The 16,591-nt window shown below is 53.2% G+C and carries 16 protein-coding genes and 1 pseudogene; 5 read left to right on the top strand and 12 right to left on the bottom strand.

From position 1 onward, the window contains the following. Positions 1-58: 58 nt before the first annotated feature. Entirely contained in the window at positions 59-922 is an 864-nt protein-coding gene (potB, locus tag AWR26_RS15500; protein ID WP_064567167.1) for a spermidine/putrescine ABC transporter permease PotB, read from the bottom strand. Beyond that, the gene (gene potA, locus AWR26_RS15495) at positions 906-2,051 is read right to left on the bottom strand and encodes a spermidine/putrescine ABC transporter ATP-binding protein PotA (protein WP_167351169.1); all 1,146 of its coding nucleotides are present in this window, start codon (positions 2,049-2,051) and stop codon (positions 906-908) included. The genes potB and potA overlap by 17 nt, the downstream gene beginning before the upstream one ends. A gap of 256 nt (positions 2,052-2,307) precedes the next feature. Between potA and pepT the strand changes: the two genes are divergently transcribed. Further along, positions 2,308-3,534 (top strand): peptidase T, encoded by a 1,227-nt coding sequence (pepT, locus tag AWR26_RS15490; RefSeq protein ID WP_007374537.1) that lies wholly within the window; start codon positions 2,308-2,310, stop codon positions 3,532-3,534. Positions 3,535-3,636: 102 nt separating this feature from the next. Here the strand turns inward: pepT and AWR26_RS15485 are convergent, their stop codons facing one another. From AWR26_RS15485 to rluE, 8 genes are all read right to left on the bottom strand, one after another. Then, the gene (locus AWR26_RS15485) at positions 3,637-4,758 is read right to left on the bottom strand and encodes a ribosomal protein uL16 3-hydroxylase (protein WP_064567163.1); all 1,122 of its coding nucleotides are present in this window, start codon (positions 4,756-4,758) and stop codon (positions 3,637-3,639) included. A 142-nt stretch (positions 4,759-4,900) separates the two neighbouring features. Then, on the bottom strand, positions 4,901-6,364 hold the full coding sequence (phoQ, locus tag AWR26_RS15480) for a two-component system sensor histidine kinase PhoQ (protein WP_064567162.1): 1,464 nt from the start codon (positions 6,362-6,364) through the stop codon (positions 4,901-4,903). After that, the gene (gene phoP, locus AWR26_RS15475) at positions 6,361-7,035 is read right to left on the bottom strand and encodes a two-component system response regulator PhoP (RefSeq protein WP_007374541.1); all 675 of its coding nucleotides are present in this window, start codon (positions 7,033-7,035) and stop codon (positions 6,361-6,363) included. The genes phoQ and phoP overlap by 4 nt, the downstream gene beginning before the upstream one ends. Before the next feature lie 136 nt (positions 7,036-7,171). Further along, complete coding sequence (gene purB, locus AWR26_RS15470; RefSeq protein ID WP_064567160.1) at positions 7,172-8,542, bottom strand: adenylosuccinate lyase; 1,371 nt, start codon at positions 8,540-8,542, stop codon at positions 7,172-7,174. A 19-nt stretch (positions 8,543-8,561) separates the two neighbouring features. Beyond that, positions 8,562-9,191, bottom strand: coding sequence for a high frequency lysogenization protein HflD (gene hflD / locus AWR26_RS15465; protein ID WP_043953841.1), 630 nt, complete (start codon positions 9,189-9,191; stop codon positions 8,562-8,564). A 72-nt stretch (positions 9,192-9,263) separates the two neighbouring features. Continuing rightward, on the bottom strand, positions 9,264-10,370 hold the full coding sequence (mnmA, locus tag AWR26_RS15460; protein ID WP_064567158.1) for a tRNA 2-thiouridine(34) synthase MnmA: 1,107 nt from the start codon (positions 10,368-10,370) through the stop codon (positions 9,264-9,266). Between the two features lie 118 nt (positions 10,371-10,488). After that, a complete protein-coding gene (locus AWR26_RS15455; RefSeq protein WP_064567156.1) occupies positions 10,489-10,941 on the bottom strand; it encodes an NUDIX hydrolase in 453 nt (150 codons plus the stop codon). Then, complete coding sequence (rluE, locus tag AWR26_RS15450; RefSeq protein ID WP_071892986.1) at positions 10,934-11,602, bottom strand: 23S rRNA pseudouridine(2457) synthase RluE; 669 nt, start codon at positions 11,600-11,602, stop codon at positions 10,934-10,936. The genes AWR26_RS15455 and rluE overlap by 8 nt, the downstream gene beginning before the upstream one ends. A 186-nt stretch (positions 11,603-11,788) precedes the next feature. Between rluE and icd the strand changes: the two genes are divergently transcribed. Both icd and AWR26_RS15440 read left to right on the top strand, forming a co-directional pair. Next, positions 11,789-13,039 (top strand): NADP-dependent isocitrate dehydrogenase, encoded by a 1,251-nt coding sequence (gene icd / locus AWR26_RS15445; protein ID WP_064567152.1) that lies wholly within the window; start codon positions 11,789-11,791, stop codon positions 13,037-13,039. A gap of 70 nt (positions 13,040-13,109) precedes the next feature. Continuing rightward, positions 13,110-13,784 (top strand): annotated as a pseudogene (locus AWR26_RS15440) (DNA methyltransferase); the annotation flags it as partial. Between the two features lie 39 nt (positions 13,785-13,823). Here AWR26_RS15440 and AWR26_RS15435 read toward each other — a convergent pair. Together AWR26_RS15435 and AWR26_RS15430 are read right to left on the bottom strand one after the other, a co-directional pair. Continuing rightward, positions 13,824-14,114, bottom strand: a complete 291-nt coding sequence (locus tag AWR26_RS15435) for a contact-dependent growth inhibition system immunity protein (RefSeq protein ID WP_082934109.1) — start codon at positions 14,112-14,114, stop codon at positions 13,824-13,826. A gap of 4 nt (positions 14,115-14,118) precedes the next feature. Next, a complete protein-coding gene (locus AWR26_RS15430) occupies positions 14,119-14,946 on the bottom strand; it encodes an RNase A-like domain-containing protein (protein ID WP_064567151.1) in 828 nt (275 codons plus the stop codon). Positions 14,947-15,678: 732 nt separating this feature from the next. On the opposite strand from AWR26_RS15430, the gene AWR26_RS15425 reads away from it, so the two are divergent. Both AWR26_RS15425 and AWR26_RS15420 read left to right on the top strand, forming a co-directional pair. Continuing rightward, positions 15,679-16,011, top strand: coding sequence for a tail fiber domain-containing protein (locus tag AWR26_RS15425; protein ID WP_074922474.1), 333 nt, complete (start codon positions 15,679-15,681; stop codon positions 16,009-16,011). Between the two features lie 157 nt (positions 16,012-16,168). Beyond that, a complete protein-coding gene (locus tag AWR26_RS15420) occupies positions 16,169-16,591 on the top strand; it encodes a translesion error-prone DNA polymerase V autoproteolytic subunit (RefSeq protein WP_064567146.1) in 423 nt (140 codons plus the stop codon).

Here is a 16,591-nt window from a genome sequence, read left to right as displayed (position 1 = left end):
AGTTTAAAAGCAAGAGAAAAATGGTCAAAAAAGCACCTAAGCTATTGATAATAAATGACTAACTATTTAAGTCATCAATCTTCTTATTCAGCAAGCGTGCGGCGCGCCAGTAAACCAGCAGCATCAACCCCATGACGATTGTCAGGGTGATACTGGTTGCCGAACCAAATGGCCAGTCGCGGATATTAAGGAACTGGCTCTTAATGACGTTGCCGACCAGCAGATTTTTCGCGCCGCCCATCAGATCCGCGACGTAGAACAACCCCATTGCCGGCAGCATTACCAGCAAACACCCGGCGATAATCCCCGGCATGGTCAGTGGAATGATAATGCGTGTAAAGGTTTGCAGCTTACTGGCTCCCAGATCTTTCGCCGCTTCCAGCAAGGGCTTATCGAGCTTTTCGATGCTGGAGTAGAGCGGCATCACCATAAACGGCAACAGAATATAGACCAGACCAATAATTACTGCGCCAGGGGTGAACATAATGCGTATTGGTGTATCGATAACGCCGAGCCACAGCAGGAACGCATTCAGATAACCTTTGGTGCTGAGGAAAATCTTCAGCCCGTAGATGCGAATCAGCGAGTTGGTCCAGAAGGGAACGATCAGCAGGAACAGCAGCAGTGGGCGCACTTTGGCAGGCAGCTTCGCCAGAAACCAGGCAAACGGATAGCCGAGCACCAGGCAGGCGAGCGTGGCGATCAACGCCATATTTAACGAGTGCAGCAGCACGTCGAAATAGAGCGGATCGAACAGGCGCGTGTAGTTGTCCAGCGTAAAAACCAGCGCGACGAAATGGGCGTCATCGCGGGTTAAAAAGCTGGTGGCGATGATCATCAGATTGGGCAGAAAGACAAACAGTACAAGCCAACCGACAATGGTGATGATCGCCGCGTTCTGGAATTTACTTGTCCTCTTCATCAGCCAGTACGACCTCCCAGCTTTCCACCCAATTAATGGCCATTTTTTGATCCAGCGAGTGGTCAAAATCAGGGTCATCTTCGTTGAAGAATTCGCTGACCATCACCATCTTGCCGTTCTCCAGCTCGACCATCGATTCCAGCGTCATGCCTTTGTAATTGCGTTCGCGCACGTAGCCGATCAGACCTGCCACTTCGGCAACATCATGAACTTCCTCCACGCGCAGATCTTCCGGGCGCAGCAGCACATTGAGCCGCTGACCTTTTTCAACGGCGAAATTGACATGAATCGTACATTCGCGGCCTTCGACGCTTGCGCGCACGCGCGTCTCATCCAGACGTTCGAGCACCGTGGCGTTAAAAATATTGATCTCGCCAATAAAGCTGGCGACAAACAGATTTTTCGGCTCTTCGTAGATTTCGCGCGGCGTGCCGTCCTGCTCAATACGACCATCGCGCATCACCACGATACGATCGGACATCGTCAGCGCTTCTTCCTGATCGTGGGTAACGAAAACAAAAGTAATGCCGAGCTTGCGCTGCAGCGCTTTCAGTTCGTTCTGCATCTGCTTGCGCAGTTTGTAGTCGAGCGCTGAGAGGGATTCATCGAGCAGTAACAGGCGCGGTTTGTTGACCACCGCACGGGCGATTGCAACGCGCTGCTGCTGGCCGCCGGAGAGCTGATGCGGTTTACGCTGGGCGAACTCATCAAGCTGCACCATGCGCAGCGCTTCGGTGACGCGCGGCGCGATTTCGCTGGCCGGGGTTTTTTGCATTCGCAGACCAAATGCCACGTTTTCGAAAACGGTCATGTGCGGGAAGAGGGCGTAGCTTTGAAAAACGGTATTCACATGGCGGTGTTCTGCCGGAACGTTCGTTATCTCCTGGTCATCGAGGCGGATGTAACCGGCATCGACGTTTTCCAGCCCGGCAATCAGGCGCAGAACGGTGGTTTTACCACAGCCGGAGGGGCCAAGCAGGGTGAGAAATTCGCCGTTATTGATGGTGAGATTAAAATCGGAAATGACATTTTTGCCATCAAAGCTTTTGCGAATACCGGCCAGTTGCACCAGTGGCGAACGCGATTGTGTGTTCAATTTTTTACTCTGTCCCGTGTTTGCGCATCGAATGGCGTATTGGATGCGGGGTTTGTGGTTAACCACCTTGAAGGTTGTGCACGATTTAAGGGCTGGCATTCTACGGCAAAGCCATGAAATCGCCAATCATTGTCAGCTTTTTGCTCATCAAACAGGCGCTTTCACAACGACATTTCCTGTGCGAGAGCAATTTTGAAAATATACTCGTTTACGGGGTAAAGGTGACTTGACGCAATATTTATCTTTTCATGCTTACTGATAATGTTGTGACATTTTGTTGGGGGGCTTCATGGACAAATTATTAGAGCGTTTTTTACAGTACGTTTCACTGGATACTCAATCTAAGCCCGGCGTCCGCCAGGTGCCAAGTACGGACGGTCAGTGGAAGCTCCTGCGTTTACTTCAGGCCCAACTCGAAGAGCTGGGGCTGGAAAATGTGACGTTAAGCGACAAAGGCACGGTGATGGCGAAGCTGCCTGCGAACGTGCAAACGCCGGTTCCGGCGATCGGTTTTATTTCCCATGTCGATACTTCCCCGGATTGCAGCGGGAAAAACGTCAACCCGCAAATCCTTGAAAACTATCGCGGCGGCGATATCGCGCTCGGCATCGGCGATGAAATTCTCTCGCCGGTGATGTTTCCGGTGCTGCATCAGTTGCTGGGGCAGACGCTGATCACGACCGACGGCAAAACGCTGCTCGGCGCGGATGATAAGGCGGGCGTTGCGGAAATCATGACCGCGCTGGCGGTGCTGAAAAAGGAAAATATTCCGCACGGCGACATCTGCGTGGCCTTCACCCCGGACGAGGAAGTTGGCAAAGGGGCGAAACATTTTGACGTTGAAGCGTTTGGCGCGAAATGGGCATATACCGTTGATGGCGGCGGTGTAGGTGAGCTGGAGTATGAGAACTTCAACGCCGCATCGGTGGATATCAAAATTGTCGGCAACAACGTGCATCCTGGCACGGCGAAAGGGGTGATGGTCAACGCTCTGACGCTCGCCAGCAAGATCCATGCGCTGGTGCCGGAAGAGGAGAGCCCGGAACAGACCGAAGGCTATGAGGGCTTCTATCATCTGACCAGTATCAAAGGCACGGTTGAACGCGCCGAGATGCACTACATCATCCGTGATTTTGATCGTAAAGCCTTCGAAGCGCGTAAACGTAAGATGATGGAAATTGCCAAGAAAGTGGGTAAAGGGCTGCACCCGGATTGCTATATCGAACTGGCGATTGAAGACAGCTACTACAACATGCGCGATAAAGTGGTGGAATTCCCGCATATCCTGGAAGTCGCTCAGCAGGCGATGCGCGACTGCGACATCGAACCGGACATGAAACCGATTCGCGGCGGCACCGACGGCGCGCAGCTCTCCTTTATGGGCTTGCCATGTCCGAACCTGTTTACCGGCGGCTATAACTACCACGGCAAGCATGAATTTGTGACGCTGGAAGGGATGGAAAAAGCGGTGCGGGTGATTGTTCGTATCGCCGAGTTGACCGCAAAAGGGCACTAATACAGGAAATGCCCGGTGGCGCTATGCTAACCGGGCCTGTGACAGAGCAGGACGTTGACAGATTTTCCAGGCCGGACAAGGCGCAACGCCCTCCGGCTTTTATTAATCCTCGAAGAACCAGTAACCGCTGTTGACCAGTGCGGCGAGCATGGCGAGGAATGACGGGTCTTCCAGCGCATCGCCAAAGTTCTCACCGGTTAATACGATATCGCCTGCCAGCGCATTCAGCGCCGGGCGGTGCGGCGTATCCACTTTCTCACCGTTTACGAAGACGTCTTCGCCAATACGCAGCACGCGCAGGCCGCCCAGACGCACCAGCTTGTCACCCTGTTGCAGCGCATCATAGATTTCATCCGGCTGATACGGCGGTTCCGGTGGCGCGACATCCAGTTCATGGCGCGACTGGGAAATAAACTCGCCCAGCCAGTCGTTAAACTGTGCGGGCTGGTTGATCAGGTTCAGCATCATCTCACGCAGTTTATCCACCTCTTCCGGCAGAATATCCGCTGGATGCGCACGCTGCGGCACGTCCGGATCGCTGTAACGCTGGCTGCCTAATTCACGCTGTAAAACGTAATCGGCGAAACCGCTGATCAATTCGCGGCCGCTTGGCGCACGAAAACCGACCGAATAGTTCAGCGAGTTTTCCAGCGAATAGCCTTCATGCGGGAATCCCGGCGGAATGTAGAGAATATCGCCCGGCTCCAGCTCTTCATCGATAATTGCCTCGAATGGATCGACCTGAAGCAAATCCGGGTGCGGGCAGTGCTGCTTGAGCGACGTTTTTTCGCCCACGCGCCAGCGACGACGGCCGGTGCCCTGAATAATAAACACATCATACTGGTCGAGGTGCGGGCCTACGCCGCCACCCGGCACGGAGAAAGAGATCATCAGATCGTCGGTACGCCAGTCGGGTAGGGCGCGGAACGGGCGCATCAGCGCGGCGGCAGGTTGATGCCAGTGGTTAACCGCCTGCACCAGCAGCGACCAGTTGCTTTCGCCCAGGTGATCATAGCTCTGGAACGGCCCGTGTCCGACCTGCCATTTGCCATCAAGATGGCTGACCAGTCGGCTGTCCACTTCATTTTCCATTGCCAGCCCGGCCAGTTCGTCAGGGCTGATAGGATCGACGAAATTTTTAATTCCACGTTTCAGCACTACCGGGCGTTTTTGCCAGTAGCGTTGAATAAAGTCTGGCCAGTTTATCTCTACGTGATATTCCATATGCGTTTCCGGCAAATAATCAGTGGCTGAATAAAGGATTATAGTAATGCTGATGCGCTATTTTGTCTGCGTAACGGGGTGAGATAACACGAAAAAGGGGGCGAATTCGCCCCCTTTTTGCACAATCGGTAAGTGAAGGCGATCAGTCACCGGCGGCGCTGGTGTGCTGCCGACCAAAAATCACTTCCATTCTGGCTCCGCCAAGCAGGCTCTCGCCGGTCAGAATTTGCCCTTCATACTGGTCCACGATCTCCCGCGCCACGGAAAGCCCGACGCCCTGACCGGGACGCAGCGTATCGGCGCGCTGCCCGCGATCAAAAACCATTTCGCGTTTCGCAATCGGGATCCCCGGGCCATCGTCGTCAACCATAATATGCAGCGTGTCTTCGGTTTGCCGGGCGGAAACTTCCACAAATTCAAGGCAGTATTTACAGGCGTTATCCAGCAGATTGCCCATCACTTCCATAAAGTCATTCTGCTCGCCAACAAAGCTGATTTCCGGCGAGATATCGAGTGTGATATTCACACCTTTGCGTTGGTAAACCTTGTTCAGCGCCGAGGTGAGGTTATCAAGCAACGGCGCAATGGGATGCAGTTCGCGGCTCAACAGACCGCTGCTGCCGCGCATGGTTGCCCGATGCAGATAGTAACCAATTTGCTGCGAAATACGGCTGATCTGCTCCAGCATTAAGGGTTCTGCTTCGGCAAGGCTCATCTTCTCGCCGCGCAGCGATCGTAATGTGCTCTGCAATACTGCCAGCGGCGTTTTCAGGCTGTGGGTGAGATCGGTCAACGTCGTGCGATATTTGTCGTAGCGATCGCGCTCACTCTTCAATAGACGGTTCAGGTTGCTCACCAGGCTGGTCAGCTCGCGGGTGGTTTCCGGGTTGAGTTGCTCACGGTGATGCTCTTCCAGCTCGCGCACTTCCCGCGCCAGATCTTCAATCGGCCGCAGGCTCCACCATGCCGCCATCCACAGCAATGGCACCACCAGCAGCAGGTTGGCAGCCAGTACATAGATAAACCAGTTCCAGACCATATTGGAGCCTTTAAGCTCGATAGGAATGGTATCGACAACCACGATGGTCAGTTGTGGCATGCGCGTTGTGGCGGGGTAAATATTCACAGCCACGGAGTGGGTCATTTCCGAATTGCTGTCGTCGTTGCGGATCTCTCTCAGCTCTTCCGCGATGGAATGGTCGTCATCCACCAGCGTACTGCTGGCATCGACATCAGCTTCAATTTCGTGGAAACCGTTGGCTGTTAGCCAATCCGGCTCGATCATTTTCTGCAACCACGGCACATCTTTCTGCGACCAGATCAGTTTGTTGTTCTTATCATAGATAAGCGCCACCGTCGGGCTTTGCAGGTTGAGATTTTCCGGCAACTCAACGCTGAGCTGGTTATTTTCCCACTTCGCCAGGGTGTAAAAGAGGTTACTTTCGCCGCGTAGCAGACGGAAGGTGGTTTTATCAAAACTGACGCTGTAACCCACCAGTGCCACCGCGCCATACGCCAGCGAGAGCACCATCACGACGGCTGCCGTGGCGAGTAAAAAGCGAACCCGCAATGACAGCGGCATGATGTGTCGCAACAGGCGTCTCATTTCGGCAATTCAAATAAATAGCCCTGGCCGCGCACCGTAGTGATGACGTCATTGGGATACTGCGCCTGGATTTTTTTACGTAACCGCCCCATCAGCACATCGATGGTGTGGCTTTCGCGCAGTTCTGCATCGGGATAAAGCTGCAACATCAACGAATCTTTGCTGACCACTTTGCCACTGTTGCGGATCAGCGTTTCCATAATGGTGTATTCAAAGGCGGTGAGTTTCACCACTTCATCATTCACGGAGAGTTCCCGGCGTGAAAGATCGACCTGGAAAGGCGGCATTGAGATCAGTTGCGAGGCCAGACCGCTGTTACGGCGCATCAGCGCCTGAATGCGCGCCACCACCTCTTCAATATGGAAGGGTTTGGTGACGTAGTCGTCGGCGCCCGCGCTCAGCACTTCGACTTTATCCTGCCAGCCTTCGCGGGCAGTCAGAACCAACACCGGCAGCGAAACCTCATGGCTGCGCCAGCGGCGGATCAGCGACAGACCATCTTCATCCGGCAGACCGAGATCGACAATGGCGATGTCCGGCAGATGTTCGTTCAGAAAGTAATCCGCTTCCCTGGCATCTTCCGCCGCGTCAACCTGATGTCCCAGTTCCTGTAACTGAACTTTTAAGTGGTGGCGCAGCAGAGCATTATCTTCCACAACGAGAACGCGCATCGTCAGAACTCTCCATATATTTTTGATACAAATAGTTTAACGCTGATTGTCAGGCGGTGGGGATAAACATTTACTAAACCGGGAGGGAAGAAACCCTCTTTTCAGGGAAAAGAGGGTTGGCAGGCAGAACAACGGGTTACTTTAATTCATCAACCATAGTGATGGCACGACCGATATAGTTGGCCGGCGTCATCGCTTTCAGACGTGCTTTTTCGTCGTCCGGCAGCGCCAGGCTATCGATAAACTGCTTCATCCCTTCAGCGTCAACGCGTTTGCCGCGGGTCAGTTCTTTTAACTTCTCGTACGGTTTTTCGATGCCGTAACGGCGCATCACGGTCTGGATCGGCTCGGCCAGCACTTCCCAGTTGTGATCGAGCTCGTCGAGCAGACGATCGCGGTTCACTTCCAGTTTGCTTACGCCTTTCAACGTTGACTGGTAAGCGATCAGCGCGTAGCCAACGCCAACACCAAGATTACGCAATACCGTCGAGTCGGTCAGATCGCGCTGCCAGCGGGAAACCGGCAGTTTGCTCGCCAGATGCTGCAACACGGCGTTTGACAGACCGAGGTTGCCTTCGGAGTTCTCAAAGTCGATCGGGTTAACTTTGTGCGGCATGGTGGAAGAACCAATTTCACCGGCAATGGTTTTCTGCTTGAAGTGGTTCAGCGCAACGTAGCCCCAGATATCACGGTCGAAGTCGATCAGGATGGTGTTGAAGCGCGCCATGCAGTCAAATAGCTCCGCGATATAATCATGCGGCTCAATCTGCGTGGTGTACGGGTTCCACTGGATCCCGAGCGAGGTGACGAACTCTTCGCTGAACTGATGCCAGTCCACTTCCGGATAAGCGGCGATGTGGGCGTTGTAGTTTCCTACCGCGCCGTTGATTTTGCCGAGAATTTCCACCTGGTTCAGTTGGCGGAATTGACGCTCCATACGGTAAGCGACGTTGGCCATCTCTTTACCCATGGTGGACGGCGTTGCCGGCTGGCCGTGGGTGCGCGAGAGAAGCGGAATATCACGATACTGCACCGCCAGATCTTTTACCGCGTCGATGATCTTGCGCCAGTAAGGCAGGATCACTTCGTCACGGGCGGTTTTCAGCATCAGCGCGTGGGAGAGGTTGTTAATATCTTCCGAGGTGCAGGCAAAGTGAATAAATTCAGATACCGCGTGCAGTTCGGCGATATCGGCCACTTTCTCTTTCAGAAAATATTCGACCGCTTTGACATCGTGGTTAGTGGTGCGCTCGATAGTTTTAATGCGGGCGGCATCTTCTTCACTGAAGTCTTCGACGATTTTATCGAGGTAACCGTTTGCGTGGGCAGCAAAAGCAGGAACTTCCTTGATCGCCGCGTGCGCCGCCAGTTTTTGCAGCCAGCGTACTTCAACCTGAACACGAAATTTCAGCAAACCGAATTCGCTGAAGATCCCGCGCAGTGCGCTGACTTTATCGCCGTAGCGTCCATCGACAGGGGAAACGGCGGTCAGTGAGGATAATTCCATAAGTCACAACTCCGGGAGGTTAACAATGAGCGAGAATTTGTTTGGCCTGTGTCGACAGGCGATTTCGGGAAAACATTAATTGCAGGCGGCCCCCGCCGACCTGATGCCACAGCACGGCGGCGCGGATCCCGGCGAGCAGCGTGGCGCGTACTTTTGCCTGCACCTGCGGGCTTTGCAGCACGGCGGGCGAGCCGGTGACCTGAATGCGCGGCCCCAGCGGGCTGATAACGTCAACATAAATACTGGCCATCGCGCTGAGCAGCGTCTCTGATTGCAGATCGAAGTGCTCAAGCTGGCGCTGTAACCCGGCAATACGGTTACCGAGCGTCTCCATTGCCCCTTTGCTGCCGGCAAGTTTACGCTCCAGAACCATCATAGAAAGAGTGTAGCGGGTTAATTCACCATTCAGACCCTGGCGACTACTGGCGTTCAACACGCCAAGCAGCGTCTCCAGCCCGGTACGCAGGTTGGTTTCACTGCCGCCGAACACGCTGAGCGTGGAGTCCGGGTTGAGATCGATAACGCTATTGAGCGAAACGTGCAGCGCGTCGGCGTCACAATGCCCCTGGTGCGCCAGTTGCTGCACCAGCCGTGCGGACTGGCAAATGCCTGCCAGCGCGAGGGTAATATCGTAATAGTTCTTCGCCACACTCACTCCTTCCACTGCCCGCATCGTTAACTGCTGCGCGGGCTTTCACCGGTCCAGTATTTCGCTAATTCGTTAAAGGGGCAGCGGCAGGCGCTGCTCAATAATGCCGCCGCCGAGGCAGACTTCGCCGAGATAAAAGACAGCGGATTGCCCTGGCGTGACGGCCGCAACTGGCGCATCAAAACGCACCTCAATGCGCTCGTCGTCCAGCACGGTGACGGTGCAGGGAATATCTTCCTGACGGTAGCGGGTTTTCACCGTGCAGCGCAGCGTCCCTTGTAGCGGCTCGCGATTGACCCAGTGCAACTGCTGGGCAATCAGCCCAACGGACATCAGACGCGGATGTTCGTGACCCTGCGCGACGATGAGAATATTGTTTTCCACATCTTTATCAACCACGTACCACGGCTCTTCGCTACCCTCTTTGGTGCCGCCGATCCCCAGACCTTTGCGCTGGCCGAGGGTGTGGTACATCAGCCCCTGATGCTCGCCAATCTCTTCACCGTCGACAGTGAGGATTTTGCCTGGCTGGGCGGGCAGGTAACGGCCGAGGAATTCGCGGAATTTACGTTCGCCGATAAAGCAGATGCCGGTAGAGTCTTTTTTCTTCGCGGTGACCAGGCCGAGCTCTTCGGCGATTTTACGCACCTGCGGTTTTTCCAGCTCGCCGACCGGGAACAGACTCTGGGCGATTTGCTCATGACCCAGCGTATACAGGAAGTAGCTCTGATCCTTGTTGCTATCCAGGCCGCGCAGCAGGCGGCTTTTGCCGTCAACGTCGGCGCGGCGCACATAGTGGCCGGTGGCAATGTAGTCTGCGCCCAGATCTTCGGCGGCAAACTCAAGGAAGGCTTTAAATTTGATCTCTTTGTTGCAGAGAATATCCGGGTTCGGCGTGCGTCCGGCTTTATATTCAGCCAGGAAATGTTCGAACACGTTGTCCCAGTATTCTGCGGCAAAGTTAACGGTGTGAAGCTCAATGCCGAGCTTGTCGCAAACGGCCTGCGCGTCGGCCAGATCCGCCGCAGCGGTGCAGTATTCCTCGCCGTCATCCTCTTCCCAGTTCTTCATGAACAGGCCTTCCACCTTATAACCTTGCTGCTGCAACAGGTAAGCGGAAACGGAAGAGTCGACACCGCCGGACATGCCGACGATCACTTTTTTTGGGCTATCAGACATAGAATACTCACGACTAAGAACTTCAGGGCGGCGTATTCTATCACGGGCTGACAGCGCAGGCATCCCTTTGTGCCCATTCATGTTGTGAATGTGTTGCGATAAGGCACACAACGGCCATTTACGCGGTGAACGGCCAGTTAAATTCGCCGACTAACGCCAGCGGATAGCGCTCCCCGCGCTGCCAGCTACGAATGCTCTCTGCGACCAGCGGCGAGCGCAAATTTGGTGCCTGCAAAATCTCTTCGGCAGTTACCCACAGGCAGCGATCGATATCGCTGTCGTGCGGCTCTGTGGCGCACGTTTCGTCAAGCTCTATGGCAAACAGAAAACGCAGAAACGGGGTTTTGTCCGGAGCGATCCAGTGATGCATGCGGATAAACTGCTGCGGTTCGGCGCGAATCCCGGTCTCTTCCCACAGCTCGCGTTTTGCCGCCTGCACGAGGGTTTCATCGGCTTCAAGATGACCAGCAGGCTGGTTCCATAGTGCTTTGCCGTTGATGGTCTCTTCTACAACGAGGAATTTGCCGGCGGCGTGAACCACGCAGGCGACGGTAACATGCGGTTTAAACATGGTTGGCTCCCTGGTAAGCGTCACGCCACTCGCCATTGGCGAGATTATCCAGCGTGTAATTCCCCATAGCGTAGCGGATGAGACGCAGGGTGGGAAACCCAACATGGGCAGTCATGCGGCGTACCTGGCGGTTGCGGCCTTCGTACAGCGTGATTTTCAGCCATGCGGTGGGGATCGATTTGCGCTCGCGGATCGGCGGATTGCGTGGCCATAGCCAGTCCGGCTCATTGACCCGCTCAATACCTGCGGGCAGGGTCGGGCCGTCATTGAGGGTGACGCCGCAGCGCAGCGCGGTGATGGCTTCGTCAGTCGGCTCGCCTTCCACCTGCACATAATAAATTTTGCCGGTACGTTTGCCGGGCTGGGTAAGGCTCGCCTGCAGCGCGCCATCGTTGGTCAGCACCAGCAACCCTTCGCTGTCACGGTCAAGACGACCGGCGGCATACACGCCCTGCACCGGAATAAAATCTTTCAGCGTGCTGCGTCCGGCTTCGTCGGTAAACTGTGGCAAAACATCGTAGGGTTTATTGAACAAAATGACGCGTTTTGGTTGGCTTTGACCGGAAGGTTTAGATGCTTGTCGCGAGCTGAATCGCTCAACCCGGTGATTTCTAAAAGAAGTTTTCTTCATGGTATTTTCAGTAGTTATCAATTGCCGCATTATAGCGGAATAACGATTGCCTTTCATGGAGCCTGAGTATCGGTTAGTATTGACGGGCTCATTACAATTCATTAACAAAAAACGGTTTGCTCTGTGTGATTCAGATAACAGGTGAACGGACGAAGTCTGAGCGCCCCGGCATGAAGTCAGCGAGCAAACAACCAGAAGCGCTCGAAGGAGAGGTGAATGGAAAGCAAAGTAGTTGTTCCGGCGGAAGGTAAAAAGATCACCCTGCAAAATGGCAAACTCAACGTTCCGAATAACCCGATTATCCCGTTCATTGAAGGTGACGGTATCGGTGTTGACGTGACTCCAGCCATGCTGAAAGTGGTGGATGCCGCCGTGGAGAAAGCCTACAAAGGCGAGCGTAAAATTTCCTGGATGGAAATTTATACCGGCGAGAAATCGACCCACGTTTATGGCCAGGACGTCTGGCTGCCGCCTGAAACACTTGATCTGATTCGTGAATACCGCGTTGCGATTAAAGGCCCTCTGACCACGCCAGTTGGCGGCGGCATCCGTTCCCTGAACGTTGCGCTGCGCCAGGAGCTGGATCTTTACATCTGCCTGCGCCCGGTTCGTTACTACCAGGGCACCCCAAGCCCGGTTAAGCATCCGGAACTGACTGACATGGTCATCTTCCGTGAAAACTCTGAAGACATTTACGCCGGTATCGAATGGAAAGCGGACTCTGCTGACGCAGAAAAAGTGATCAAATTTCTGCGCGAAGAGATGGGCGTGAAGAAAATTCGCTTCCCGGAACATTGCGGTATTGGCATCAAGCCGTGCTCCGAAGAAGGCACCAAACGTCTGGTACGCGCTGCGATTGAATATGCAATCGCCAACGACCGCGAATCCGTGACGCTGGTTCACAAAGGCAACATCATGAAGTTCACCGAAGGCGCGTTCAAAGACTGGGGTTACCAGCTTGCTCGCGAAGAGTTCGGCGGCGAACTGATCGATGGCGGCCCGTGGCAGAAAATCAAGAACCCGAAAACTGGCAAAGAGATCATCATTAAAGATGTGATCGCTGATGCGTTCCTGCAACAGATCCTGCTGCGTCCGGCTGAATATGACGTTATCGCCTGTATGAACCTGAACGGTGACTACATCTCTGACGCCCTGGCTGCTCAGGTTGGTGGTATCGGTATTGCGCCTGGCGCGAACATCGGTGACGAATGCGCACTGTTCGAAGCGACCCACGGTACGGCACCGAAATATGCCGGCCAGGACAAAGTGAACCCGGGTTCTGTGATCCTTTCCGCTGAGATGATGCTGCGTCACATGGGCTGGGTCGAAGCGGCTGACCTGATCGTTAAAGGCATGAGCGGCGCGATTAACGCCAAAACCGTGACCTACGATTTCGAACGTCTGATGGAAGGCGCTAAGCTGCTGAAATGTTCAGAGTTTGGTGACGCGATTATCGCGAACATGTAATCCGCATTGCGGGTTAAACAAGAACGGGAGCCTGAGGGTTCCCGTTTTTTTCTCCCCGCAAAAATTCTTCCGCGTTCTCTTCGCAGAGCATTATCTTGGGCCGTACAGACCGAAAGACGATGGCTACGAGAGGAAAGGTACGGAATTAAAGCAAAGCCTGATGGCTCCCCTGATCGAGTATTTTCAGGGTGCCCGAGCCTCACTCGGCGTCATATCGAAAGAGATTTCAGCCGCCACGGGTAAGAAAAACATGGTCTCGCACTGGTTCGGATCCAGCCAGTGGCAACTGCCGGGCGAGGCGGATTATCAAAAGTTGCAGGCGTTATTCACCCGAATAGCCACAGAGAAGCACCAGCGTAGCGAACTGATTCAACCTCATCACCAGTTGGTGGCCACGTACCATTCACTCAACCGTAAATACTGCGAGCTGGTGGACGAATATAAATCGCTCCGGCGGCACTTTGCTGTCACCGCCGCGATTCCGTATACCGATGTCTGGACGTATAAGCCGGTACAGTTCTACCCGGGAAAACACCCGTGCGAAAAACCAGCGGATATGCTGCAGCAGATTATCGCCGCCAGCAGCAGACCGGGAGATGTTATTGCCGACTTATTTATGGGATCCGGTTCAACGATAAAGGCAGCGTTGGCGCTTGGCCGCAGAGCTATAGGTGTGGAACTGGAAGAGGAACGTTTTAACCAGACGGCTGCTGAGATCAGAGGACCTTCAGGTTTATCCACTTAAAAAAGGTACGGCCCACCATGCGGGCCTTGCTTTATCCGTTTAATCAGGAATTCTCTCTACAACTTTTTGAAGGAATGAACGCCAGGTTTCACCCCAGGAAGCGGGCTTAAACTGGTTTTCCGCCAGTTCAACCATAATATGGTTTAACTCATCATCGCTTTCGAGTGCCAGCAATTGTGATGCCTGTTTTTTAAGGTTACGGAAAGCATATTCGCTTTCGGTTTCAGCGTAACTGGCCATTATCTCATCAATAGATTCGCCAAAAATATGAAAGTCTGGACCAAAGAAAATAACGACCAGCAGCCTGACATCAGGGTATTTTTTTTTCACAGTTTTATCTCATGAATGGATAAGCAGTTAAAACGTAATAGGGTTTGTTGTTATACATCTTTTTAATCAAAACAACGCGCACAACATACAGTGTTTCCTTAATCTGACTACCCTGTCGAAAGCCATAACCAACTGCAGAACCGTAATTGTATGTTAGTTCCAGTATGTTCCGGGAATCAGGGGTTAAATTTGCCCAGTGCAGTATTTTCAATCGATTAGCTTTTAGTGTTGCACTGATAACTTTTTCGGCCTGTTCAATTTTATAGAAAGACGACACCGATTCCAGCTGCGGACTTCTTGCCAGCCGGGATAATATTTCCTCATCAGGAATGGCGATATGCTTCGCAACAGTATGGCCGCCAGCTTTGATACCTTTAACCGCTTCATGCTCTGCCAGTTTGAAAGTCCCTGCCCGGACATAAGCCACCCGGGCAGCACCGAGCGTCAGGCCAAACGCCATAGGCACAGCGATATCGACAGTCAGCCCGATGTTTAACGCCGTATCTTCATCTGCGCCGAACTTTCGGGCCATATCAACGGCCAGCCGGTATGCAGCACTACGGGTATCGCGCCCGGTGATGGTTTGTTCAATAGATGTTTTTAGGCCATCCATACTATGAGCACCAACAACAACACAGGCTGCTTTGGTTAATCCGGTGGGATCCGGTGCTGCACACAATACGGTAGCCCCGGCCAGTTCAACGGTACTCATCGCGACACCAAGACCGCCGAGTAACCTGTTTTGCAGGGTTTCTGCTTTGGTAATTGTTTTATCTGATAAGACTGCTGCCAGTTGTACCGGCGACATAACAATCTGTAATCCTTCACTCATTGTTTTACTCCGTAATGGGTTGAAGCTGATGATAAAAAAAGCCAGTGCGCTGCGCAAAAAGTATTACCTGAAACAAGATTTTTACTTCTCTCTGGTTAGAAACAACGTTGAATCCTGGCTTGTGCGGGGATTTTTCATATTCAGCTTCCGGGCAATAAACATCTGAAGGCTTCGTTGTCGGAGAGTCTGACCCTTTCACGCACACAGCTCCCCTGAGCTGCTTCACTTAATAGCCTGTCTACTTCAATTAACAGCCTGGCGACTGATGTAGGCAATAAAGCTGCAAAGGGAGCGAACAGCGACATTACCAGCCTGGCCGGGATCACAACGCCGCTATCCAAAACGCAGGGCGGCACAGGTTCAAACAGTCCATTCGGTACGGCAGCGGACACTTTCTGCCAGGGAAATGATTCGCGCCTCAATACGGTTGCGGGTAAAACTGGCGGTCAGATAACATCAATTGTTGATGTCACTGGTAACGTCTCTGTAAGGCGAAGAACAGCGGCGGAACCTTCTTCCGGAACGGCACTTACAGGCTTCCCGATTGAGTCAATCCATAACATTGCTGGCGTTGACCGAGCGATCGCATCACTTGTTGGTAATTACACATGGGGACAAACAAACGCTTTCGGCACTTTTAACGTTGCTCTTTACAATGCTCAAGGCGGATTTGTCCGGGGGGCATCTTATACATTTGATGGCGGCGGCTCTGCAACTGCTCCGGGACAATGGGTGAATAACGCAGATGAGCGTATTAAAACTAATATCCAGCGCATAACTGATCCGCTGGATAAAATGATGCAACTTCGTGGCGTATCGTGGGATCGTCTCGACGGTTATGCTGGTGGTCTTGGCTTTATCGCACAAGACGTGCAGAAGGTTTTTCCGGGTAGCGTTTATGAGGGGCAGAACAGGACGTTAACTGATGGCACTGTCGTCGAAGGCGTTCTTGGCGTGGATACTTCAGGCGTTGCGGCCGCGTTGCATCATGAGGCCATTCTTGCGCTTATGTCCCGCATTGATGACCTTGAAAAGCAAATAGACATACTTCATTCAGGTTCATGAGATACCGGACGGAACCACGAAAAAATTTTCCACCACCTAAATATTTATTGCCAATAGAAAACATGTCAATTGCTGGCATATGTAAAGCGAAGCGGCCTTGATCAGTAGCACCAATAACACCACTGTATATAAAAACAGTATTAAGCAGGGCTACACTATGCAATTCATCAAACCAGCAGATTTTCCGCGCGCAGTTGTCGCGCTCCCGCTCTTCAGTGACCTTGTTCAATGTGGCTTCCCCAGCCCGGCAGCGGATTATGTTGAGCAGCGAATTGACCTTAACGAACTTCTTGTACAGCGCCCCAGTGCGACATACTTCGTAAAGGCTGCTGGGGATTCTATGATTGATGGCGGAATCAGCGATGGAGATCTGCTGGTTGTAGACAGTTCGTGCACCGCGCAGCACGGCGATATTGTGATTGCGGCGGTTGATGGCGAATTCACTGTGAAGCGCCTCCAGCTCAGGCCAACCATTCAGCTCAACCCAATGAATCCCGCATACAGCCCGATCCGGGTGACGAGTGAAGACACGCTCGACATATTCGGGGTTGTGACTTTTATCGTCAAAGCAGTGGGCTGA

The organism is Kosakonia oryzae (genome assembly GCF_001658025.2).
Lineage (GTDB): Bacteria > Pseudomonadota > Gammaproteobacteria > Enterobacterales > Enterobacteriaceae > Kosakonia > Kosakonia oryzae.
The sequence above is the reverse complement of the archived record's forward strand: the minus strand, read 5'-3'. Positions and strand labels throughout refer to the sequence as shown.

What these genes read in the sequence shown, in the direction of transcription:
- icd (WP_064567152.1), top strand. Translation starts at nt 11,789, where the DNA reads ATGGAAAGCAAAGTAGTTGTTCCGGCGGAAGGTAAAAAGATCACCCTG.
- rluE (WP_071892986.1), bottom strand. Translation starts at nt 11,602, where the DNA reads ATGCGGCAATTGATAACTACTGAAAATACCATGAAGAAAACTTCTTTT.
- purB (WP_064567160.1), bottom strand. Translation starts at nt 8,542, where the DNA reads ATGGAATTATCCTCACTGACCGCCGTTTCCCCTGTCGATGGACGCTAC.
- phoQ (WP_064567162.1), bottom strand. Translation starts at nt 6,364, where the DNA reads ATGAGACGCCTGTTGCGACACATCATGCCGCTGTCATTGCGGGTTCGC.
- AWR26_RS15485 (WP_064567163.1), bottom strand. Translation starts at nt 4,758, where the DNA reads ATGGAATATCACGTAGAGATAAACTGGCCAGACTTTATTCAACGCTAC.
- AWR26_RS15430 (WP_064567151.1), bottom strand. Translation starts at nt 14,946, where the DNA reads ATGAGTGAAGGATTACAGATTGTTATGTCGCCGGTACAACTGGCAGCA.
- potB (WP_064567167.1), bottom strand. Translation starts at nt 922, where the DNA reads ATGAAGAGGACAAGTAAATTCCAGAACGCGGCGATCATCACCATTGTC.
- phoP (WP_007374541.1), bottom strand. Translation starts at nt 7,035, where the DNA reads ATGCGCGTTCTCGTTGTGGAAGATAATGCTCTGCTGCGCCACCACTTA.
- AWR26_RS15420 (WP_064567146.1), top strand. Translation starts at nt 16,169, where the DNA reads ATGCAATTCATCAAACCAGCAGATTTTCCGCGCGCAGTTGTCGCGCTC.
- mnmA (WP_064567158.1), bottom strand. Translation starts at nt 10,370, where the DNA reads ATGTCTGATAGCCCAAAAAAAGTGATCGTCGGCATGTCCGGCGGTGTC.
- pepT (WP_007374537.1), top strand. Translation starts at nt 2,308, where the DNA reads ATGGACAAATTATTAGAGCGTTTTTTACAGTACGTTTCACTGGATACT.
- AWR26_RS15455 (WP_064567156.1), bottom strand. Translation starts at nt 10,941, where the DNA reads ATGTTTAAACCGCATGTTACCGTCGCCTGCGTGGTTCACGCCGCCGGC.